Annotated in this window: 21 protein-coding genes; 9 read left to right on the top strand and 12 right to left on the bottom strand. The window is 33.9% G+C overall.

Annotation, left to right across the window (positions count from 1 at the left end):
* Nucleotides 1–8: 8 nt before the first annotated feature.
* Together sufC and sufD are read left to right on the top strand one after the other, a co-directional pair.
* Nucleotides 9–761, top strand: a complete 753-nt coding sequence (sufC, locus tag GQS07_RS04240; RefSeq protein ID WP_090404571.1) for a Fe-S cluster assembly ATPase SufC — start codon at nt 9–11, stop codon at nt 759–761.
* 54 nt (nt 762–815) lie between these two features.
* A complete protein-coding gene (sufD, locus tag GQS07_RS04235; protein ID WP_158209757.1) occupies nt 816–2,132 on the top strand; it encodes a Fe-S cluster assembly protein SufD in 1,317 nt (438 codons plus the stop codon).
* A 491-nt stretch (nt 2,133–2,623) separates the two neighbouring features.
* Here sufD and GQS07_RS04230 read toward each other — a convergent pair whose 3' ends face one another.
* From GQS07_RS04230 to GQS07_RS04205, 6 genes are all read right to left on the bottom strand, one after another.
* On the bottom strand, nt 2,624–4,318 hold the full coding sequence (locus GQS07_RS04230; RefSeq protein WP_158209756.1) for a ribonucleoside-diphosphate reductase subunit alpha: 1,695 nt from the start codon (nt 4,316–4,318) through the stop codon (nt 2,624–2,626).
* A 50-nt stretch (nt 4,319–4,368) separates the two neighbouring features.
* Entirely contained in the window at nt 4,369–5,346 is a 978-nt protein-coding gene (locus tag GQS07_RS04225) for a ribonucleotide-diphosphate reductase subunit beta (protein ID WP_158209755.1), read from the bottom strand.
* Between the two features lie 425 nt (nt 5,347–5,771).
* Nucleotides 5,772–6,812: a hemin-degrading factor gene (locus GQS07_RS04220; protein ID WP_158209754.1), complete on the bottom strand. Its 1,041-nt coding sequence runs from the start codon at nt 6,810–6,812 to the stop codon at nt 5,772–5,774.
* Between the two features lie 12 nt (nt 6,813–6,824).
* Entirely contained in the window at nt 6,825–7,601 is a 777-nt protein-coding gene (locus tag GQS07_RS04215) for a heme ABC transporter ATP-binding protein (RefSeq protein WP_158209753.1), read from the bottom strand.
* A gap of 2 nt (nt 7,602–7,603) precedes the next feature.
* Nucleotides 7,604–8,635 (bottom strand): FecCD family ABC transporter permease, encoded by a 1,032-nt coding sequence (locus GQS07_RS04210; RefSeq protein ID WP_158209752.1) that lies wholly within the window; start codon nt 8,633–8,635, stop codon nt 7,604–7,606.
* Nucleotides 8,636–8,639: 4 nt separating this feature from the next.
* Nucleotides 8,640–9,494: a hemin ABC transporter substrate-binding protein gene (locus GQS07_RS04205; protein ID WP_158209751.1), complete on the bottom strand. Its 855-nt coding sequence runs from the start codon at nt 9,492–9,494 to the stop codon at nt 8,640–8,642.
* A gap of 189 nt (nt 9,495–9,683) precedes the next feature.
* Between GQS07_RS04205 and GQS07_RS04200 the strand changes: the two genes are divergently transcribed.
* From GQS07_RS04200 to GQS07_RS04180, 5 genes are read left to right on the top strand one after another with little or no spacing between them, the layout of a single operon-like run.
* Nucleotides 9,684–10,898, top strand: a complete 1,215-nt coding sequence (locus tag GQS07_RS04200; protein WP_158209750.1) for an aminotransferase class V-fold PLP-dependent enzyme — start codon at nt 9,684–9,686, stop codon at nt 10,896–10,898.
* A 27-nt stretch (nt 10,899–10,925) separates the two neighbouring features.
* Nucleotides 10,926–11,345, top strand: a complete 420-nt coding sequence (locus GQS07_RS04195) for a SufE family protein (protein ID WP_158209749.1) — start codon at nt 10,926–10,928, stop codon at nt 11,343–11,345.
* An 18-nt stretch (nt 11,346–11,363) separates the two neighbouring features.
* Nucleotides 11,364–11,684, top strand: a complete 321-nt coding sequence (locus GQS07_RS04190; RefSeq protein WP_158209748.1) for an iron-sulfur cluster assembly protein — start codon at nt 11,364–11,366, stop codon at nt 11,682–11,684.
* A gap of 2 nt (nt 11,685–11,686) precedes the next feature.
* Entirely contained in the window at nt 11,687–12,205 is a 519-nt protein-coding gene (locus GQS07_RS04185) for a DUF2480 family protein (protein ID WP_158209747.1), read from the top strand.
* Nucleotides 12,206–12,258: 53 nt separating this feature from the next.
* Nucleotides 12,259–13,104 (top strand): DUF3078 domain-containing protein, encoded by an 846-nt coding sequence (locus GQS07_RS04180; protein WP_158209746.1) that lies wholly within the window; start codon nt 12,259–12,261, stop codon nt 13,102–13,104.
* A gap of 60 nt (nt 13,105–13,164) precedes the next feature.
* On the opposite strand, the gene asnA is transcribed toward GQS07_RS04180, so the two are convergent.
* The gene (gene asnA, locus GQS07_RS04175; protein ID WP_158209745.1) at nt 13,165–14,169 is read right to left on the bottom strand and encodes an aspartate--ammonia ligase; all 1,005 of its coding nucleotides are present in this window, start codon (nt 14,167–14,169) and stop codon (nt 13,165–13,167) included.
* Between the two features lie 259 nt (nt 14,170–14,428).
* Nucleotides 14,429–15,661 carry a GTPase HflX gene (gene hflX, locus GQS07_RS04170; protein ID WP_158209744.1) on the bottom strand — a complete coding sequence of 411 codons (1,233 nt, stop codon included), beginning with the start codon at nt 15,659–15,661 and terminating at the stop codon, nt 14,429–14,431.
* 237 nt (nt 15,662–15,898) lie between these two features.
* On the opposite strand from hflX, the gene GQS07_RS04165 reads away from it, so the two are divergent.
* Nucleotides 15,899–17,485: a hypothetical protein gene (locus GQS07_RS04165; RefSeq protein ID WP_158209743.1), complete on the top strand. Its 1,587-nt coding sequence runs from the start codon at nt 15,899–15,901 to the stop codon at nt 17,483–17,485.
* Between the two features lie 70 nt (nt 17,486–17,555).
* On the opposite strand, the gene GQS07_RS04160 is transcribed toward GQS07_RS04165, so the two are convergent.
* The 3 genes from GQS07_RS04160 to GQS07_RS04150 all read right to left on the bottom strand — a co-directional run bounded on the left by GQS07_RS04160 (nt 17,556) and on the right by GQS07_RS04150 (nt 19,881).
* Nucleotides 17,556–18,344, bottom strand: a complete 789-nt coding sequence (locus GQS07_RS04160; RefSeq protein WP_158209742.1) for a S1/P1 nuclease — start codon at nt 18,342–18,344, stop codon at nt 17,556–17,558.
* Between the two features lie 5 nt (nt 18,345–18,349).
* Nucleotides 18,350–18,862, bottom strand: a complete 513-nt coding sequence (locus GQS07_RS04155) for an acyl-CoA thioesterase (protein WP_158209741.1) — start codon at nt 18,860–18,862, stop codon at nt 18,350–18,352.
* A gap of 80 nt (nt 18,863–18,942) precedes the next feature.
* Nucleotides 18,943–19,881, bottom strand: a complete 939-nt coding sequence (locus tag GQS07_RS04150; RefSeq protein WP_158209740.1) for an SPOR domain-containing protein — start codon at nt 19,879–19,881, stop codon at nt 18,943–18,945.
* Between the two features lie 199 nt (nt 19,882–20,080).
* On the opposite strand from GQS07_RS04150, the gene dprA reads away from it, so the two are divergent.
* Complete coding sequence (dprA, locus tag GQS07_RS04145; protein ID WP_158209739.1) at nt 20,081–21,193, top strand: DNA-processing protein DprA; 1,113 nt, start codon at nt 20,081–20,083, stop codon at nt 21,191–21,193.
* Nucleotides 21,194–21,228: 35 nt separating this feature from the next.
* On the opposite strand, the gene trpS is transcribed toward dprA, so the two are convergent.
* Nucleotides 21,229–22,209 carry a tryptophan--tRNA ligase gene (gene trpS / locus GQS07_RS04140; RefSeq protein WP_158209738.1) on the bottom strand — a complete coding sequence of 327 codons (981 nt, stop codon included), beginning with the start codon at nt 22,207–22,209 and terminating at the stop codon, nt 21,229–21,231.
* Nucleotides 22,210–22,248: the final 39 nt, after the last annotated feature.

Below are 22,248 nucleotides of genomic sequence, written 5' to 3'. Positions count from 1 at the left end.
ACAATTTTATGTTACAGATAAAAAATTTACACGCAAGTGTTGAAGATAAAGAAATATTAAAAGGAATTAATTTAGAAGTTAAAGCTGGTGAAGTACACGCTATTATGGGACCTAACGGTGCTGGTAAGAGTACTTTATCTTCTGTAATTACTGGTAATGAAGCTTTCGAAGTAACGGAAGGTGAAATTATTTTAGAAGGAGAAGAATTAAACGAATTAGGGCCAGAAGAAAGAGCTCATAAAGGTGTTTTCTTGTCTTTCCAATACCCAGTTGAGATTCCTGGAGTTTCTGTGACAAACTTTATGAAAACGGCTATCAACGAATCAAGAAAGGCTCAAGGTCTTGAAGAGATGCCTGCAAGTGAAATGTTGAAAAAAATCAAAGAAAAAGCTGAGTTATTAGAAATCGACAGAAAATTCTTGTCGCGTTCTCTTAATGAAGGTTTCTCTGGTGGTGAGAAAAAACGTAATGAGATTTTCCAAATGGCTATGTTAGAGCCAAAATTAGCTATCCTTGATGAGACTGACTCAGGATTGGATATTGATGCTTTACGTATCGTTGCTAATGGAGTTAACAAGTTGAAAAGCGAAGACAACGCTGTTGTTTTAATTACGCACTACCAACGTTTATTAGATTATATCGTTCCTGACTATGTACACGTTTTATACGATGGTAAAATTGTGAAAACAGGAGGTAAAGAATTAGCATTGGAATTAGAAGAAAAAGGATACGATTGGATTAAAGAATCTTTAGGGAAATAGTCTCAATAGAATCTTATAAATCAATCATTTTAATCTAATTGCAAAGAAATAATTATGGAGCTTAAAGATAAATTATTATCGTCTTTTGTCGCTTTTGAACAAGGACTTAGTGAACACGAAAGTTTACACAATATCCGTTTAGAAGGTCTTAAGACATTTGAAAATAAAGGTTTCCCTACTAAAAAAGTGGAAGCTTGGAAGTACACATCATTAAATTCTATTTTAAAGAATGATTTTAGTGTTTTTCCTAAAAAAGAAGTAGCGGTTGAATATAAAGACGTTAAGAAGTATTTCTTAAGTGATTCTGATACATACAAATTGGTATTTATCAATGGAATCTTTAGTTCTCATTTATCGTCAACTACTCACGATGGACTTGATGTTTGTTTAATGTCTTCTGCTTTTACTAAGCCGAAGTATAAAATGATTATCGACTCTTTCTACAATACTTGTGCTGATAAAGAGGATAGTTTAACTGCTTTAAACACTGCTTTTGCAAGTGAAGGAGCTTTTATTAATATCCCTAAAAGTACAGTGGTTGCTAAACCGATTGAGATTATTTACTTATCTACAGTGGAAGACCAAGCGCTTTTAGTGCAACCTCGTAACTTAGTTGTTGTAGGTGAAAATGCTCACGTGCAAATTTTAGAAAGACACCAAAGTATCGTTGAATCTAACGTGTTTACTAACTCTGTAACTGAAATTGTAGCGCATAAACGTGCTATTGTTGATTTCTATAAGTTGCAAAATGACTTAGAAACAGGTACGTTAATTGACAATACTTTCGTTAAACAAAAACAAGAAAGTAGAGTTTCTGTTCATACGTTCTCTTTCGGAGGTAAATTGACAAGAAACAACCTTAATTTCTACCAAGATGGTGAGCGTATTGATAGTACGTTAAAAGGAATTACATTGATTGATGGTAAACAACACGTTGACCATTATACATTAGTTTCTCACAATCAACCAAACTGTGAGAGTCACCAAAATTATAAAGGTATTTATGATGGTAACTCTGTAGGGGTGTTTAACGGTAAAATTTACGTTGATAAAATTGCTCAAAAAACAGATGGTTTCCAAAAGAGTAACAACATCTTGTTAAGTGAGAAAGCTAATATTTATGCTAAACCTCAGTTAGAGATTTTTGCTGATGATGTTAAGTGTTCTCACGGATGTACAATCGGACAGTTAAACGAGGATGCAATGTTCTATATGCGTCAACGTGGTATTCCGAAAAAAGAAGCTAAAGCTTTATTGATGTACGCGTTTACAGATGAAGTAATGGAGTCTGTAAAAATTCCAGAATTAAAATCTAAAGTAGCTAAGGTTATCGCTGGTAAGCTTGGTGTTTCTATGGGATTTGATATCTAATAGAACTTTAGAATTATCATATAGTAAAAAGGGATTGCTCTACTGAGTAATCCCTTTTTTTGTGTTAGTTTGGGCTAAGAATGATATATATTTTATTGTATGTCTTTACTAAAAAGTAAAAGCCTAATTATTGGCTCTAATTAGGCTTTTGATGAAAAAGAAATTTTGTTATTTTGTTGTTGCGTTTTCTATTTACAGATATTGTGCCAAAGTTATTTATGAAAAGAAAATAAGTTAGAATAAATTATTTCGCTATTAACAGTAATTGGAGGTGAGTTGGCTTGTAATGTGTTGATATTACTGAATTATAGTGATTTTAAGGCTGTTTTTGTAGTTTAATAAAGTTCACGTGGTATTTTGATAGAAATTGCTTTAGATGGCTTGTATTGGTTTATAGTGGTAAGAGAATAAAATATAAAGCTTTTTGATTTTAGAGCAAAAAAAGAGTGAACTATATAGTTCACTCTTTTTAGTATTTTAAGTTCTTGTGATTACGATTCGCAACTGCTACAAGAAACTAAGTTTGTTACCATTTCTTTAGAAACACTTTGACTACGTTGGTAATACAATGTTTTAACTCCAAGTTTCCAAGCTTCTATCATTAGATTGTTTACATCTTTAATTGGTAAACCAGAAGGGATGTTTAAGTTCAAACTTTGTGATTGATCAACGTATTTCTGTCTGATTGCTGCTTGTTGAATAATCTCAAGCTGGCTGATCTCTTTGAATGTTTTGAATACCGCTTTTTCTTCATCAGTTAAGCCTTCAAGTTGTTGAACACTTCCTCCGCTTAACATAATGTTTCTCCACGTTTCTTCATTGTCCATTCCCTTAGCCTCTAAAAGCATTTTAAGGTATTTGTTTTTACGCATAAAGTTACCTTTAGATAAACCTGCTTTATAGTAATTACTACTAAATGGTTCGATACCAGGAGATGTTTGACCTAAGATAGCAGATGATGAAGTAGTAGGAGCAATGGCCATAGTGGTTGTATTTCTTCTACCGTATCCTTTTAATATTTCAGGTTCACCATAGATACGAGCTAAGTCTTGTGTTGCTTTATCAGCTTTGCTACTAATGTCAGCAAAGATTTGATTAGTAATCATTTTAGCTTGTAATCCTTCAAATGGAATCATATTCTTTTGTAAGTATGAATGCCATCCTAAAACTCCTAAACCTAAAGCTCTATGACGCTTAGCAAAGCGGTTTGCTGAGGCTAAGTAGTAGTTTCCTTCTGTTTTTTCTATGAATTCTTGTAATACAGCATCTAAAAAGAAGATTGCTAATTTAACAGCTTCTGTGTCTTTCCACTCGTCATATAACTCTAAGTTCATAGAAGATAAACAACATATGAATGATTCATCCATAGAAGAAGGTAACATAATCTCAGAACATAAGTTACTTGCATTAATACGCATATTAAGGTCTTTGTACACCTGAGGTTTATGTCCGTTTACATTGTCAGAGAAGAATAAGTAAGGCAATCCTTTTTGTTGACGACTTTCCAATACTTTAGCCCATAGTTGGCGTTTTTCTCTATCCCCGTCAATCATTTCTTGCATCCAGTAATCTGGAATAGAAACACCTGTAAATAGGTTTTGAATAGGGTTACCAATATTTTTAATTTGAATAAATTCTTCACAATCAGGGTGGTCAATATCTAAATAAGCTGCAAAAGCACCTCTTCTAACACCTCCTTGAGAAATAGTGTCCATTGCAGTATCAAATAACTTCATAAAGCTAACAGCTCCACTACTTTTACCATTATCTGTTACAGCACTTCCTCTTTCTCTTAGATTACCAAAATATCCTGATGTTCCACCACCAATCTTTGTCTGCATAATTACCTCACCTAATTTATGAGTAATTCCTTCTATACTATCCGGCACGTGTACGTTAAAACAAGAAATAGGCAATCCTCTTTCTGTTCCCATATTAGCCCAGATAGGAGAGCTTAAACTCATCCATCCTCTTTCAATCATTTCTTGAAATGACTCTTTTAATTCTGGTTTGTATAATCTTTTTGCAGCAGCAGTTGAAATTCTGTCGATTGCTCCTTCTACAGTTTCACCTTTTAATAGGTAACCTCTGTTTAGAATTTGCTCACTTTCTGAGTTCTTCCACCACAGTTTTTCACAAGTGTTTGGATTATCTTCAGAGATTAATGGTAGTGAAAAATTATTCATAGTATCTTTTTTCTTTTTTTTTAGTTTTAATAGGCTTTTGAAATAGCGATTTAGAATAAATCGTCAGCAGTAAAGCTCTTGTCGTGTTTAGTGTATTCTACAGGTCTTTTAGCAAAGAAATCATCTAAGCTATTAGCAAATACTTCTTCTTCGAACCAAGCCATAGGGTTATATTGTTCTGATGAAATATTATACACTTTTTTCAAGCCAATTTTCTCCATACTTTCGTCAACTCTAAACTTCATAAAGTTTAATAGATCGTGCTTATTTACTGTTTCAATATCTCCTGCTTCAAAGATCCAATCCAAGATTTTGCTTTCAATATTAATTGACTTCTCAATTACCTCGTTTACGTGGTTGATAAGTTCTTCGTCAAAGAAATCTGGAAACTCTTTTTTAACGATATTAATAATATAGATTCCTGCGTTAGCGTGTACTTGTTCATCTACAGAAGTCCAAGCGATGATATTACTAACGTTTTTCATATACCCTTTGAATCTTGTAAAAGATAAAATGATTGCAAATTGACTAAATAAAGAAACGTTTTCAATCAATAAAGAGAATAGAATAAGAGATACAATATACTTTTTACGGTCAGTTTGATTACTTGAGTTCTCTAATACAGAAGATAAGTATTCAACACGTTCTTTAATAACAGGAACCGTTAATAAATTTTCAAATTCATCATTGTAACCAAGTACGTCTAATAGTCTTGAATAAGCTTCTGAATGTCTGAATTCGCATTCAGCAAATGTACTTCCTAAACCGTTAAATTCTGGTTTAGGGAAATGTTGATATAAGTTACCCCAAAAGGTTTTAACAGCAACTTCGATTTGTGCAATAGCCAGTAAACTGTTTTTAATAGCAAGTTGCTCTTCTCTTGTTAAGTGAGAGTGAAAATCTTGTGTGTCTGCAGTGAAGTCCACTTCACTATGTACCCAAAAGGATTTGTTAATTGCTTCAGTAAATTGGTAGATTCCTGGGTACTCAAATGGTTTGTAGTTAACTCTTTTATCAAAAATAGACATAGCTTAATTTTTATTGAGGTTAATACTATTAGTGCCTTGTAATTGGCTAAAAACATCAAATACTGTGAAGTAGTAAAGCACTAATATAGTAAATATTGCGATGTTTTAAGCCCTAAAAGCGACTAAGTTAGCTATGCTAATTTAAACTAATAAGACATTGATTTCAAGTATTTTTATTTATTGAAGAAGAATAGTTATCAACAAATGTTTGATAACTAAAGTTATTGTTTTTTTTGTGATTATCAATTTTAAGCTGGCTGTCTTAGTTAGGCTGTTTTTTATTTATTTATTGTACCAATATTTTTTTGGTATTCTTAAATTTTAGGGATTGCTTTTGTGTTTTTTTCATTGTTTGATTTTCCTGTTTTTAGTCGAGTAACTACTCGAAATAAAAAAAGCAGAAGGATAACTTCTGCTTTTTTTAATTATTCTAAAGATGAGATTATTTCTCTCCACTCTTCTAATTCTGGTATTCCTGGCTTTCTTTTTCCAAAGAATTGAACAATGATTTCTCCAATTTCGTTGAAGACTTCAATTGATGTAACAATACCGTCTTCCGTTGGTTTTCTTACTACCCAAACTTGGTTGATTTTGTCCATATCTAAGTGCATATTGAAATCTGGATCTAAAACATTGTACCATTGTTGATGCCACATTGTGCGTTTAACTGGTCCTGTGTGGATTTGGATGTTTCCTCTGTTTCCTACAAACACCATAATTGGCAATTCTTTTTCTGCCGCTGTTTCTAACATTGTAACAATTGCTTCTTTTGAAATTTGCTTAGCATAGTAAGCATCAGGAGCTAAACGCAATGCTTGTGTTCTTGTTACATTGTATTTTCTCAACAACATATAAAAGTCGTGTGTGTCTTTTAAGTCTTTCCAGCCTTGGCGGAATCCTTCTACGTCTATTTCTTCATCTAAACGTTCGTCTAAACTTGGAATATAAGCTTCTGTTGTTTCAACTGTACTTTGGTCGTCTGATTTGTATTTTGAAACTAAAGCGTCAAATGCCTCATCATTACTTTGAGGTACAAGATATATTTTGTGAATTGCTTCTCCATCTTTTCCAAAGAATTGTAAACTCTTTCTTGGTTTATCTCCTGCTTGTTCTACTACAGCAAAAGCCTTTTTCCAATGGCTTAAGAATATTCTTAAATCAATATCAGGGTTTACAAATAATCCAGCGTGTGGTGATGAAAAGTCTGGATTGCTATAAACTCCTTTTCGCTCGTGTACACATTCGTCATTACGCGTTAAAGCCATTACTTTTCCAAGTGTTTCAACTTCTGATAAAATTTCAACAAAAGAAGGTTGTAAACGGGTAACTGTGTCACCCACTTGTGTTGCTAATAATTCCATTTCACTTGCTTTCAATGCTTGAGCAGCATTGCGTATTCTCATAGTTGGATTTTCTGCTTTTAAAGCATCCCAACGTTGTTTTAATGTAAGTGTTTCTGTGTTCATTGTTGTTGTTTTTTAAACGCCAAATATAATTAGCGGGTTATTGTTGACAGGGTTTTGAGTAACGATACAAGGAAAGTTGTAAACTTTTGTGATGATTTCTTGTGTTAAAACATTCTGAGGTGTATCGTATATAACTTTCTTCCCTTTTTCTAAAAGTAATATTTTATCTGCAAATTGAGCAGCTAAATTTAGGTCGTGTATAACAACTATGGCTGTGTTTCCTTTTGCAGTAAAAGACTTGATTAAGTCTAAAATCTTATGCTGGTGGAGAACATCTAAGTTGTTTAAGGGCTCATCTAAAAATAACAGTTTGTTTTCGATGTCATTGGTCAATTGTGATAATACTCTTGCCAAGTGTACACGTTGTTTTTCTCCTCCTGATAAGTGATTGTACTCTCGTTCTTTTAGTGGACAAATATCTATGCATTCCATACTATCTTGAATTGCTTTTTTGTCGTTTTCAGTGGGGATATGGTCAAAGTAAGGATATCTTCCCATCATAACAACATCCTCTACATTTAGTGGGATATCGCCATTGTGATGTTGAGAGAATTTCGCTTTATGCTTTGGAAGTTCTTTTTTACACCATTTGGTATAATCGCAAGACTTCAATAAAATCTTATTGCCCTTCTCGTGTAATTCGTCTGCTAAGACACTTAAAAATGTAGATTTACCAGCTCCATTCGGTCCAAGTATAGCAATAAATTCTCCTGCTTGACAGTCGAAATCTATGTTGTTTATGATATAGTTTTCTTTAGACTTATAGTTGACTTTTTGTGCTTCAATCATAATTATAAAGATTTTTTGAATCGGATTAAAATAGCAATAAATACCGGTGCTCCCATAATAGATGTCAATATTCCGATTGGAACTTCTGACGGAGGAACGATGGTTCTGCTTACTGTATCAGCAACTAATAATAGTATACTACCACAAACAGTAGATAGTGGCAGGATGAAATAGTAGTTCGATTTAAAGATTAATCGCAAGATATAGGGAACAATTAATCCCACAAAACCGATAGTTCCTGTAAATGCAACTGCTGTTCCTACCATTAAAGCAGATAGTAAAACGATGCGCTTCTTGATGGTTTCCACAGGGATTCCTAAATGTGAGGCATCTCTTTCTCCAAGCATCATTGCATTTAAAGCCTTTCCTTTGTTTATTAAGAAAATAAGTGCACCAAGGATGACAATACCAAGGATAGCTACTTTAGTCCACGTTGCACCAGCCAAACTACCAAGTGTCCAAAACGTTAAGTTTCTCAGTTCTTCTTCGTCGGATACATAGGTAAGTAGTCCTGTTGCAGCACCTGTTAATGCTGTAATTGCAACACCTGAGAGCAACAATATACTAACGTTTGTTTTTCCTGCTTGTGTTGACATTTTATATACAAACGTCATTGTAACCATTGCTCCAATAAAGCTCATAATGCTTAATAGAGAGTAGTGAATAACTTCAGGCACAATTGCTTTGACATAACTACCTAAGACAATGGTAACCGCTGCGAATAAGACTGATCCTGCTGTAATACCAATTAAATCAGGTGAAGCCAAAGGGTTTTTAAACATTCCCTGTAAACAGGTTCCCGCAAGGGAAAGACCTGCTCCAGTTAATATAGCCATTAGTACTCGTGGTAATCTCACGTCAAAAAAGACGTAGTAATCACTTGCTTTTACTGCTTCTTGTGTAAATAGAATTTTGTAAATAGTTTGAAAAGCTCCCTCTTCAAATTGGTAAACTCCTATGAAAATAGACGCTATTGCTATGAGTACAAGTATTGTAATTAGGCAAATAACGTAAAATGAGAGTTTTTTCTGCATTTTATTATTCTGATAATAAGTGATTTAATTCTTTTGCTGCTTGACCAACTCTTGGACCAAAACCGGCTAATAATTGACCATCCATTGCGATAACTTTTCTGTTTTTACCTGCATTAGTTTGGTTAATACCATCTATTTTAAGAACTCCGTCAATGCCTCCCATACTTTCTAAACCTGTTGTAAACATTAAGATATAGTCAGGGTTGCTATTCAATAATGACTCTGGTGTAAGAGGTTTGAAATCCTTGAATTCAGTTACAGCATTAATTCCTCCTGCTAATGAAATCACATTGTTTACAGGAGTTTCGTCTCCAGCTACTAATAATGTTGCAGCACCTCTTGCATAAATGAACAAGACTTTTGGTTGTTTTTCAAACTTGTGAAACCCTTCTAAGTCTTTGTCAATGCGAGTAAGTAAGTCGTTATAATCTGTTTTATTTAATGATTCTGCAATCGTTTTAATCATATCTTTTGTACCATCAACAGTAAAAACTTGTTTAATGATTTCTAAGCGGATACCTGATTTTTGCAATTGAGCTTTCATTTCATCTGTCATATCTTTTTCTGTAGCGTATAAAATACTTGGATTTAGCGCCATAATGCTTTCAATTGATATTTTAGATGTATGCCCTAAATCAGTTGCCGTTTGTTTTAGGTCCTCTGGAAAAGTACTTGTAACATCAACTGCTACAATGTTTTGTTTTTCTCCTAAATCTGCAAGTATCTCTGTTATTGCACCATTTAATGATATAATGCGTTCTGTTTTAACTTCAGTAGAATCAGTTGATTCTTGTTTTTTGTTTTGATTGCAACTCAATAGAGAGATTGCTACAAGGAATAAAGCTGTTAGGTTTTTCATTATGGTAGTTATTTGTATTAAATCTAAATTACAGCAAAAATAGAATCTTTTTCAAGCTATACAAAACATATTTAGATTAATTTTAAATTATTATTATAAGCATCAAAGCTTATGAATTATTATCTTTGCTTCTAAAGTTGTTATTGAAGAGAGTCAATATTTTATTGATATAATAAAAAGGGTAATAGCATGTTAGATATAAATAAGATTAGAGAGGATTTTCCAATTCTTAAACAAAAAGTAAATGGAAAGCCTTTAGTGTATTTCGATAATGCAGCAACAGCGCAAAAACCAAAAGTGGTTGAGGATGCTATTGTTGAGTATTATGAAACGATAAATGCAAATATTCACAGAGGAGTACATACGCTTAGTCAATTGGCTACAGATGCGTATGAGGAATCGAGACAAAAAATAAAAGCGCATCTTAATGCGAAAGAGGATAGAGAGATAATCTTTACAGCAGGTACTACATTCGGTATCAACCTTGTTGCTAACGGATTTGGAGCTTTGTTGAAAGAAGGAGATGAGATTATTATCTCTGCTATGGAACACCATTCTAATATTGTGCCTTGGCAGTTTGCTTGTGAACGTTCAGGGGCTACGTTAAAAGTTATTCCAATGAATCAAAACGGAGAGCTTTTAATGGATGAGTATGATAAATTGCTTTCTAAAAACACAAAAGTTGTAGCTGTTAACCATATTTCAAATGCATTAGGAACTATTAATCCAATTGAATACATCATTAAGAAAGCGCACGAAGTTGGAGCTGCTGTTTTAATTGATGGGGCTCAAGCTACTCCACATATTAAACCAGATGTACAAGCATTAGATTGTGATTTTTACGTGTTTTCAGGACATAAAGTTTGTGGACCAACGGGGACAGGAGTTTTGTATGGAAAAGAAGAGTGGTTAAATCAATTGCCTCCTTATCAAGGTGGAGGGGAGATGATTAAGACAGTTACTTTTGAAAAGACTACTTATGCGTGTTTGCCTCATAAATTTGAAGCAGGAACACCAAATATTGCAGGAGGAATTGTTTTAGGATATGCTCTTGATTATATGAATGAGATTGGTTTTGACAATATTGCTGCTTATGAGCACGAACTATTGGTTTACGGAACTGAGAAGTTACTTGAAATCGAGGGGGTTAAGATTATAGGAACAGCAAAAGAAAAAGCATCTGTTATTTCGTTTAATATTGAAGGTATTCACCCGTATGATATTGGTGTTATTGTAGATAAATTAGGTGTTGCTGTACGTACAGGGCATCATTGTACACAACCAATCATGGATTTCTTTGGTATTCCTGGTACAATTAGAGCCTCTTTTAGTTTTTACAATACAAAAGAAGAGATCGATACATTCATTGCTGCAGTGAAAAAGGCAAAAATGATGTTATCATAAATAGAGAAATAAAATAATTACAACAATATGACAATTAAAGAAACTCAAGAGGAAATCATTGATGAGTTTTCAATGTTTGACGATTGGATGGAACGATATGAGTATATCATCGAATTAGGAAAAGGACTTCCGTTGATTGATGCACAGTATCAAGTAGAAGAGAACCTTATTAAAGGATGCCAATCGCAAGTTTGGTTATATGCAGAGGAGTCAAATGGAAATATTGTGTTTACTGCTAATAGTGATGCAATTTTAACGAAGGGAATTATCGCAATTTTAATTCGCGTATTTTCAGGTCACAAAGCTGAAGATATTTTAAATGCAGACCTGTCTTTTATTGATGAGATTGGTTTGAAAGAACATTTGTCGCCAACACGTGCAAATGGATTAGTATCAATGGTTAAACAAATAAGAATGTATGCTTTAGCTTATCAAGCGAAGCACTAAAAATAGAATAGTTAAGGTATGGAAGCAATTGATGTACAACAATTAGGAGAAAATATAGTTCGTGTTTTAAAAACTATTTATGACCCTGAAATTCCAGTAGATATTTACGAGTTAGGTTTAATTTACGATGTTTTTGTAAACGAAACTCACGATGTAAAGATTTTAATGACTTTGACTTCTCCAAACTGTCCAGTAGCTGAAACGTTACCAATGGAAGTAGAAGAGAAAGTAAAATCAATCGACAACGTAAAAGGAGTAGAGGTTGAGTTGACATTTGACCCATCATGGTCTAAAGACTTGATGAGTGAAGAGGCTAAGTTAGAATTGGGAATGCTATAATTATGGAAGGAGAAATTGTAAATAAAGTAGCCAATAGTGCTCTTGTAGTTTTCGATTTAGAGGATATTTATCCAACAAATCCGAGAATGGAGATTGATATTGCGCAATGGCTTTATGAAGGGTTTGTTCTTAGAGAGAAAGACTTTAGAGCGGCTTTGAAAGAAGTTGATTGGTCTATCTATCAAGATGCTTATGTAGGATTACATTGTTCTACAGATGCAATCTTACCAGGTTGGGCATATATGGTTTTAACAAGCCACTTACAACCAATAGCAAAACGCGTTTATTTAGGAGATAAGCATCATTTAGAAAGCTCTATATTCCAAGAATTGTTGTTTGCAATAGACTATACACAGTATGCTGATTTGCCTGTAATTATTAAAGGTTGTTCAAAAAAAGAGATTCCTGAAGAGGCTTATGTTTTAGCAACTCAATTAATGATGAATCATGCACGTTCTGTGATGTTTGGAGAAGCTTGTTCGGCTGTTCCTGTCTTCAAGAGAGCGGTAAAAAGAGGTTGATAGTTTTTCTTTTTAGCATTTTCTTAGTAGTTTTGCGCAAAAAGTATGTAACTATGAAGAAAATCGTTTTAGGATTATTAGCAGTTTTTGCTTCATTCTCTGTTCAAGCTCAAGAAGCTGAAACAGTAGAAAATACAAGCAATTGGACATCAAAAGGAAATTTTAATTTCTTAGTAAATCAATCAAGTTTTTCAAATTGGCAAGCTGGTGGGGATAATAACCTGTCTGGTAACATTAATGTAAATTATGATTTGAACTACAAGAAAGATGATTGGACTTGGGATAACAAAGCTATGGTAAGCTATGGTATTTCTAAGTTAAAAGGAGATAAACAAAAGAAAACAAATGACCGTTTAGAGTTAAACTCTTTATTAGGTAAACAAGCAGCTAAAAACTGGTATTACTCTGCGTTTTTGAATTTCAAAACACAAATGGATGCTGGTATTGACAAAGATGGAATTAGAAATTCTCACTTTATGTCTCCTGCTTATTTACAAATAGGTCCGGGTATGTTATGGAAAAAAGATGATAACTTAAAAGTAAACATCGCTCCAGCAACATCAAGATTTATCTTTGTTCACAATCACTTCACTGAATTTGGTGATGCTTTTGGTGTGAAAGAAGGAAAATCAATGGAATACCAATTAGGTATGTCTGTAAACGCTTACTATAAATTTAATGTTATGGAAAACGTTTCAGTTGAAAACATCTTAAACTTGTATTCTAACTATTTAAAAGACCCTCAGAACGTTGTTCTTGATTATCAGTTAAACGTAGTAATGAAGATTAATAAATATCTTTCTACTAACTTAACATTCCAAACTATCTATGATGACCTTGCATTCCAAGGATTCCAAATTAGAGAAATGGTTGGTTTAGGAGTTAACTATAATTTCTAATCTAATTAGAATTAGCAATAAAATAAAAAAGCTCGGTAGTTTTCTACCGAGCTTTTTTATTTATAATAAACTGATTCCTTGTTTTTCAGCTTCAATTCTTACGTCTTGAGGCCATAAGCTTGCTTGTACTTCTCCAATATGTCTTTTTCTCAATAAGAACATACAGATTCTTGATTGACCTAAACCACCACCAATACACAATGGTAATTTATCTTGTAATAACATACTGTGGTAAAGTAAGTTTTTCTTTTCTAAAGATTGTGTAATCTCTAATTGTTTTAAAAGAACATCTTTGTTTACTCTGATTCCCATAGAAGATAGTTCTAATGATCTGTTTAGAATAGGATCCCAAACTAATAAATCACCGTTTAATCCTTTGTATCCTCCTTCTGTTTCAGTACTCCAATCATCATAATCAGAAGCTCTACTGTCGTGTTGCTCTCCGTTTGATAATTTGTGTCCAATTCCCATAATGAAAACAGCTCCATATTCTTTCGCTATTGCGTGTTCTCTGTCTTTTGGAGATAGAGTAGGGTAACGCTGTAATAATTCTTCAGAATGGATAAAAGAGATTGATTCAGGCAGAATACGTTCTATTTGTAGTTCTTTCCAAACTTGTTCCTCTGTTTCTAACAACACTTGATATAATTTGCGAACGATAGATTTAAGAAAATCAAGACTGCGATCTTTATCTTCAATCTTTAATTCCCAATCCCATTGGTCAACATAAATTGAGTGTATTGGGCTACTATCTTCGTCAGGTCTAAGCGCTCTCATGTCTGTTAGAATACCTTCGTGTACATCAAGGCCTAACTCTTCTAGTCTAATTCTTTTCCATTTGGCTAGTGAATGTACGACAACACCTCGATCATTGTTAAGAAACTTTACAGGAAAAGAGACAGCACGCTCCACACCGTTTAAGTCGTCATTGATTCCTGTTCCTTCATTTACAATCATCGGAGATGAAATAGGATACAAGTTCAATGTATTGCACAAGTCTTTAGAAAAGAAGTCTTTTACTAATGCAATTGATTTTTCGGTCTGTAAAATTTGTTTTTTACTCATGATATTTAGGTTTGAATTTTTTAATAAAAAAAAGGCTCCTCAGAGAGGAGCCTTTAAACGGATAATGAAATAATATATAATTAACTTTAATCATTGCCAATAGCTTCCCTCTTCAAATCGTATACACAATTCAAATTATTATTAGAGAAATTATTGTTCAATGATAAATACATATAATCAGCTTTTTAGCAATAGTGTAAAAATAGAAAAAATATTATTACACTGAGTTACTTTATAAATTTTTTTATGAACAAATATTTTATTCGCTGTCTGGACCTTCTACTAAGTGGTCATAGTCAGGGAATAAAAAGTTGTTATAAGGGAATCTGGTGATATGAATCTCACGTGCAGCTTCATATAATTTCTTTCTAAATTCTTCCATATTTTCCTTGTTTGTTGCAGAAATAAAGATTGCATTATTCTCTCCAACTTTGTTCATCCACGTTTTTTTCCACTCTTCAATCGTGTAGTGGCGTGATGTACGTTCAGTCATTAAATCATCTTCAGCGATAACTTCCGGTTTATAAGCGTCAATTTTATTAAACACCATAATCGTTGGTTTATCATCACTTTTGATGTCCTTTAGAATCGTATTTACAGATTCGATGTGGTCTTCAAAGTCGTGGTGAGAAATATCAACTACGTGTAATAGTAAATCTGCTTCTCTAACCTCGTCTAAGGTACTCTTGAACGATTCTACTAACTGTGTAGGTAGTTTTCTAATAAAACCAACGGTATCAGAAAGCAAGAAAGGCAAGTTGCCTATTACGATTTTACGAACGGTAGTATCAAGGGTAGCAAACAGCTTGTTCTCAACAAATACTTCACTTTTACCGATTGTATTCATCAAAGTAGATTTACCAACGTTTGTGTACCCAACTAAAGCAACACGTACCATCGCACCTCTATTTCCTCTTTGTGAAGCCATCTGTTTATCGATAACTTTCAACTTTTCGCGTAATAGCGTAATACGATCACGAACGATACGTCTATCTGTTTCAATCTCTGTTTCCCCAGGACCACGCATACCAATACCTCCACGCTGTCTCTCTAAGTGAGTCCACATTCCAGAAAGACGGGGTAGTAAATATTGAAATTGTGCTAATTCAACTTGTGTTCTCGCATAAGAAGTTTGTGCTCTTTGTGCGAATATATCTAAGATTAGGTTGGTACGGTCTAACACCTTACAATCTAATATTTTTGAAACGTTTTTTTGTTGAGCTGGTGTAAGCTCATCATCAAATATTACGGTATGAATATCGTTCTCTACTATATAGTGGTGGATTTCTTCCATTTTCCCTGTTCCAACAAAGGTCTTAGGGTTAGGCTTTTCCATTTTCTGTGTAAAGCGCTTATATACTTCTCCTCCAGCCGTATATGTCAAAAACTCTAATTCATCTAAATATTCATTAAGTTTTGACTCATCTTGATCTTTTGTAACGATACCTACGATTACAGAACGTTCAAAATTTATTTCTTCTCTATCAATCATATAAACTATATTATAGTACAAAATTAGTAAAAATGTACTACTTATCGTGTTTTATTTAGTTTACTGTTTCTTAAACCTTTAAAATAACTGAAGTGATTTCGCCATTTTAGCACAATTCCCTCGTATTTAAGGAATTATTAAGCTTTTTACATATTGTTTTTCAGTACCTTGCTTTAAATTGTTACGGTATATTTATTGCAATGCTTTAGGTATATGGTAAAGTGAAAAGAGAAGATTATGAAAACATTACATTATATCGCGCTGTTATTTTTAACACTCAGTTTTTCTGTGTCTTTTGGACAAAGAACTGTGGTAACGGCTAATAACTATGACATTAGCGATAACTTAGACCTTCAAGCAGTGGCTTCTGTTTTTGGAGAATCGTCTGATTTGGCTGACTTTGAGTTTAGGTTAAATGACCCTTATTCTCGTATAAATAACCTTGACCTAAATGGGGATGGTTATGTAGATTATCTACGAGTTGTAGAAGTAGTTGAGGGTAGAACGCACTTAATTGTTATTCAGGCTGTTCTTGGTAAAGATTTATATCAAGACGTTGCAACTATTGAAGTAGAAAAGGATAAACGCAAGAAAGTAGTTTATATGCAAGTAGTAGGGAATTCATATTTATATGGAGCAAACTACATTTACGAGCCTATTTATGTAACTACGCCTCCTATGTTTAGTTTATTCTGGGGTGTTTCTTACAGACCTTACTATTCATCTTGGTATTGGAACTATTATCCAAATTATTACTACGGATATGCTCCATACTCAACCGGGCGCTATGTTTCACACGTACACGTGCATATAAATCAAAACAATAATTATTACTATAGACCGTATAGAAATAGTTATAGAGCAGAGAATATGTATTCTAATGTTAGACAAGATTACTATGAACGTCAAAATCCAAACAACTCGTTTAAAACGAGATATGGAGAGAGTAATTACTATAACCGTGCTGATTTGACAAGCAGCAGAAGTAGTAGAAGTGAATATGCTACAAGTGGCAGTGGATCAAATAGCAGAAGCGATTATTACAGCAGAGGAAATAGCAATTCAAGTAGCGGAAGCTCAGATTACAAACGCGGAAATAGCAGAAGTGAATATGCTACAAGTGGTAGTGGATCAAATAATAGAAGCGATTATTACAGCGGGGGGAATAGCAACTCAAGTAATGGAAGCTCAGATTACAAACGCGGAAATAGCAGAAGTGAATATGCTACAAGTGGTAGTGGATCAAGTAGTCGTAGCGATTATTACAGCGGGGGGAATAGCAACTCAAGTAATGGAAGCTCAGATTACAAACGCGGAAATAGCAGAAGTGAATATGCTACAAGTGGTAGTGGATCAAGTAGTCGTAGCGATTATTACAGTGGCTCAAATAATAGAGAGGTAAACAAAATTGAAGGAAGCTCAAATTCTTCTTCAAGTCGCTCAAGTTATTCTACAAGTTCATCTGCTAATAGATCAAATTACGATAGAGGTACATCTTCTTCAAGTAATAATTCATCAACTAATAGTAGTTCAACACGTAGAGGTAGTTATAGTCAAGGCTCAAATAGCAATTACAGCTCATCTCCGAGTAGTTCGTCAAGCTCTCGCTCAAGTTATAGCAGAAGTAGTAGTTCGCCAAGTAGTAGCTCTAATAGCAGTTATTACTCACGATCAAATACTAACTCAGGAAGTAGCAATTCATCGTCAAGAAGTAATTATAGCGGTAGTTCGTCAGGATCAAGTAGATCTTCTTATTCAGCGCCGTCATCATCATCGTCTTCACGTTCCAGCTCATCCTCATCAAGATCGAGTTATAGTAGATAACAATAAGATAAATCCAAATAAAAAGGGCGAAGTAATTAATTACTTCGCCCTTTTGTATTGTGTCAAATGATTACTTGAAAATTTCGTTTAGAACTTTTGCTAAGCGCAAACCTCCTTTTAATAATTGATTTTCAACATCATCTTTGTGATTAAAATGGTATTTATAGCTTAAAGATTCTTCAGCTTCAACGCTGTCATAAATCTTGTTAGCCATTGTGTATGAATCAAAGATCCAATCTTCAATTCCTCCGTCAGTTAATTTTTGATTGTATGCTTTTCCGTGTACATCTAAAACAGTAGCATACTCAGTATAGCTGTATTTGTCAAAGTCAACTAAAGAAGAATCCCAAATACTGTGTAAGTTAGTCGGTTTTCTAAACCATTCTAATTTTACACGGTTTCCTCCTAAATCGTCTAATCTACCAATGTGTAAAGGTTGATGAGCATCTCCAATAATGTGGATTAAGAAGTATAAATTCTCTTGTTTTTTAGCAAGCGGTAAGTTTTTATCTTTCAACTCTTCAATCAACATTAGCGCTCTTTTGTATAAGTTTTTATCCGTAGAATTCGCTAACTCTTGATCAAAAGCTTGGCGGTCTAAATGACCAGGTAAATTGATATAATGCCAGCTATCAGAGAATTTCCAAGTAGGATCAGACTTTAAAAAGTCAGGCCAGTTTGCCCAGTAAGCAAGTTGTTGGTCTCCAATAATTTGTTTCAATTGTTTTTTAGCTTTCTTCGTAAGATTTCTCTCTGCAAGTTCAGCTACTACTCGGTGACCAGTAGTTCCCCAAGCAAATACATTAGCAGTTTGTAAAGTGAATAACGCTGCTAATAAAAAGTAAAGTATTTTCTTCATATTCTTTATTCGTTAAATAACGCTTTTAATTCAGTTGCTTCAGACGGTTTCATTTTACCTGCAATAACAAGGCTTAATTGTTTACGTCTTAATGCTCCAACATAACGCTCTTTTTCAATGTCTGTTTGTGGAATAATCTCCGGAATAGAAACAGGGTGTCCTGTATCATCAACAGCAACAAAAGTATAGATTGCTTCATTTGCTTTTTTCTTGATACCTGACTCGCGGTCTTCAATCCAAACATCTAAATATACCTCCATAGAAGAGTTAAATGCACGAGATATTTTTGCTTCTACAGTAACAACACTGCCAAGGGGGATAGGTCTATTGAATGCCACGTGATTTACTGATGCAGTAACGCAAACGCGACGAGAGTGGCGTCTTGCAGCAATTCCTGCAGCTCTATCCATACGAGCCAATAACTCACCACCAAACATATTGTTTAAGGGGTTTGTTTCTCCTGGTAGAACAAGGTCAGTCATCAATGTAGCTGATTCTGATACTAATTTTGCTTCCATTATAATTGTTTTCGGCAAATATAGAGACATTAAACAAAAAATCCCGCAACTTTTCAGTTACGGGACTAATGTTTAACTATTTATTGTACTAAAATCCAAGCGTCTTTATTTGTAGAACGGTGGATTTTCTTTAATTCTTTTTGAGCGTCACCTTGTGTTTCAAAACCTCCATAAGAAACAGGATACATACCATATTTCGTACGAGCTAGTGCTGTAGCACCTTCAAAACCTTTGTTTTGCAATTTAACCGCTTCTTCTTCAGAGGCTTGTTTGCTTCTAAAAGCACACGCCACAATGTGATAAGGTTTTACCACTTCTGTAGAAACGATTACTTCTTCTCTAACTGGAATTGAGATTGTTGTAGCACTTGGCTCAATGATAAACGTTGCTTGTTGTATCTTATCTTGAACTTTTGATTGTACGTTTTTCTCAATTGTGTATGATTGATCGTTTAAATAAGCATCATAACCTTTGTCTGCAATAACACTACCAACACCTAAGAAAAGTGTAATAACAGCAGCGTATTTTACAAATGCATATTTGCTTTTCTTTCTTTGTTGAGGAACCGCCACTGTTTCTTGTAAAGGAATTGTAGCAACTCTATCAACAGAAGATGCCATTACAGAAGACAATCCAAAAGAAGTCATTAAGTAATTGCTATTTGAAGTAGGTTCAAAAACCAAGCTTCCTTCGCTATTGCATTGGAAAGCTCCAATAGTAGGTAAAGTTAAACTACCTAAGTTGCTTAATTCTTTATCCCAACCTTTAACAGCTAAAGTGATATACTTAACTGCTTCGTCATAACTGATTTTTTCTTGCATAGCGATATGATTAGCTAATAGCCCATCATTGTGCTTAACATTTGCATTAAAAGACATCATTTTTTGAGGAGGAAAAAACGCTTGTTCCTCTTCATTGTAGTATGATGACTTAGTCTCTGTCAAAAATGCTCCGAACCCCGGTATGATCACACACTGGTATCTGTATAATAAAGCTGATATGTATTTCTCGATCTTCATAAAGACAAAATTACATTAAACAATAGCTGAAACAAAAAAATATTCACAAATATTTACAATTACTTTTAAGTTTTTCAGTATTAGATTCTTACAAAGATATAAAGAAACTAATAGCATCTTACTTTTTGAAGTTTTTGGATAGGTTTTTGTGGATATTTAGTGAAGATACAAAGAGTTCGAATATATATCAAAAGTATTTATGGAAGAAGAAAAATTGTTTTACACTTTAGCTTTGCAAACCGTTGCTGGGATTGGGCCAGTTACTGCAAAGCGACTAATAGATTACTTCGAATCGCCTAAGGCAATTTTTCAAGCAAGTCAAAAAGAAATTATGCAAGTACATCAAGTAGGAACGGTATTGTGGAATAAAATACACGATCCCTTGGTGCTTCAAAGAGCAGAATTAGAATTAAAGGCTATTCAAAATCAAGGATTGTCTATTTGTTATTATAAAGACCCTCATTACCCTAATTTGTTGCGAGAGTGCGATGATTCGCCTATTATGTTATTTCATTCTAATGCTAATTTTGAATTTAATAACAGACGAGTGATTAGCATCATAGGAACGAGAAACCCGAGTAAGAGGGGAGTTGAGTTTTGCGAACAATTGATTAGTGATTTAAAAGATTACAATCCCATCATCATTAGTGGCTTGGCTTATGGCATTGATGTTTGTGCCCATACAGCAGCTTTAGAGGAGGGGTTAGATACTTATGCTGTTTTGGGACATGGGCTGAATCGCATTTACCCTGAAAGACATTATAGCATAGCTAAACAAATAGAAGAGAATGGAGGGAGTTTGATTAGTGAATTTTGGATGAATAGTCGCGTTGAACGTGAGAACTTTATACAGCGCAATCGCATTGTAGCAGGGATGTCTCAAGCCGTAATTGTTATAGAAAGTGCCATTAAAGGAGGCTCAATGAGTACTGTAACTTTTGCCAATGACTATAATCGGGATGTTTTTGCTGTTCCTGGAAGAATTACAGATGTGATGAGTCAAGGGTGTAATCTGGTAATACGCAAAAATAGAGCACAATTGCTTAGTAGTGCGAATGATATAGTAGAAACTTTGAATTGGGACCAGATTACAAAGAAGCCAAAAGTAATACAGCCGATGTTGTTTTTAGACTTGTCAGATGATGAACAAAAGGTTTTTGACTATTTGGTTACTTGTGAAAGGGAGTTGTTAGATATGATAGCTTTAAACTGCGAAATGCCGATTTATAAAGTTAGTACAGCTTTGCTTAATTTAGAGTTGAAGGGGATTGTAAGACCTTTGCCAGGTAAATACTTTGAATTAATACAATAAAAAAAAGAGCTACTGATTTAGTAGCTCTTTACGTTTTATCTTGGTGTGTTATAACCTAATTTTTCGCGTACTTTATTTAAAGTTTTTGTAGCGATTACAGAAGCTTTTTCTGCTCCTTTAAAAAGTAATGCATCAACTTCTTCTAAGTTGTTCATATAATATTCGTACTTCTCACGAACATCTTTAAACTTCTCAACGATTAATTCGTATAACGCTTGTTTTGCGTGTCCGTACCCGTAATTTCCACCTTCATAATTAGCTCTCATTGCTTCAATTTGCTCTGGTGTAGCTAATAGTTTGTAGATAGTAAATACGTTACAAGTATCTGGATTCTTTGGATCTTCAAGTGGAGTACTATCTGTTTCAATACCCATAACTTGTTTTCTCAAAGCTTTATCAGTTTGGAAAAGGTTAATTGTATTGTTTCTTGATTTACTCATTTTTTGACCATCAGTACCCGGAACAATCATAACTGTTTCAGATATTTTAGCCTCTGGTAAAACAAAAGTTTCTCCCATTTGGTTATTAAATCTTGAAGCTACATCTCTTGTAATTTCTAAGTGTTGTAACTGGTCTTTCCCAACAGGTACAAATTCTGCATCATATAATAAGATATCTGCAGCCATTAACATAGGGTAGTAAAATAACCCCGCATTAACATCAGATAAAACAGATGCTTTATCTTTAAACGAATGCGCTAATGTTAATCGTTGGTATGGAAAGAAGCAACTTAAGTACCAAGTAAGCTCAGTCGTTTGCGGTACATCTGACTGGCGGTAAAAAGTTACATGATTAACATCTAAACCACAAGCAAGCCAAGTAGCCGCAACACTATAGGTATTTTCTTGTAATGTTTTTGCATCTTTAATTTGAGTTGCCGAATGTAAATTCGCAATAAAAAGAAAAGAATCATTCTCCTTGTTATTCGCCATTTCTACTGCTGGTAAAATAGCTCCTAAAAGGTTCCCTAAGTGTGGAGTTCCTGTGCTTTGAACTCCTGTAAGAATTTTAGCCATTGCGTGATATTATATTTTGTATAAGTAGCAAAGATAAAG

This window comes from Myroides phaeus (assembly GCF_009799805.1).
In the GTDB taxonomy this organism is placed as follows: domain Bacteria; phylum Bacteroidota; class Bacteroidia; order Flavobacteriales; family Flavobacteriaceae; genus Flavobacterium; species Flavobacterium phaeum_A.
The sequence above is the reverse complement of the archived record's forward strand: the minus strand, read 5'-3'. Positions and strand labels throughout refer to the sequence as shown.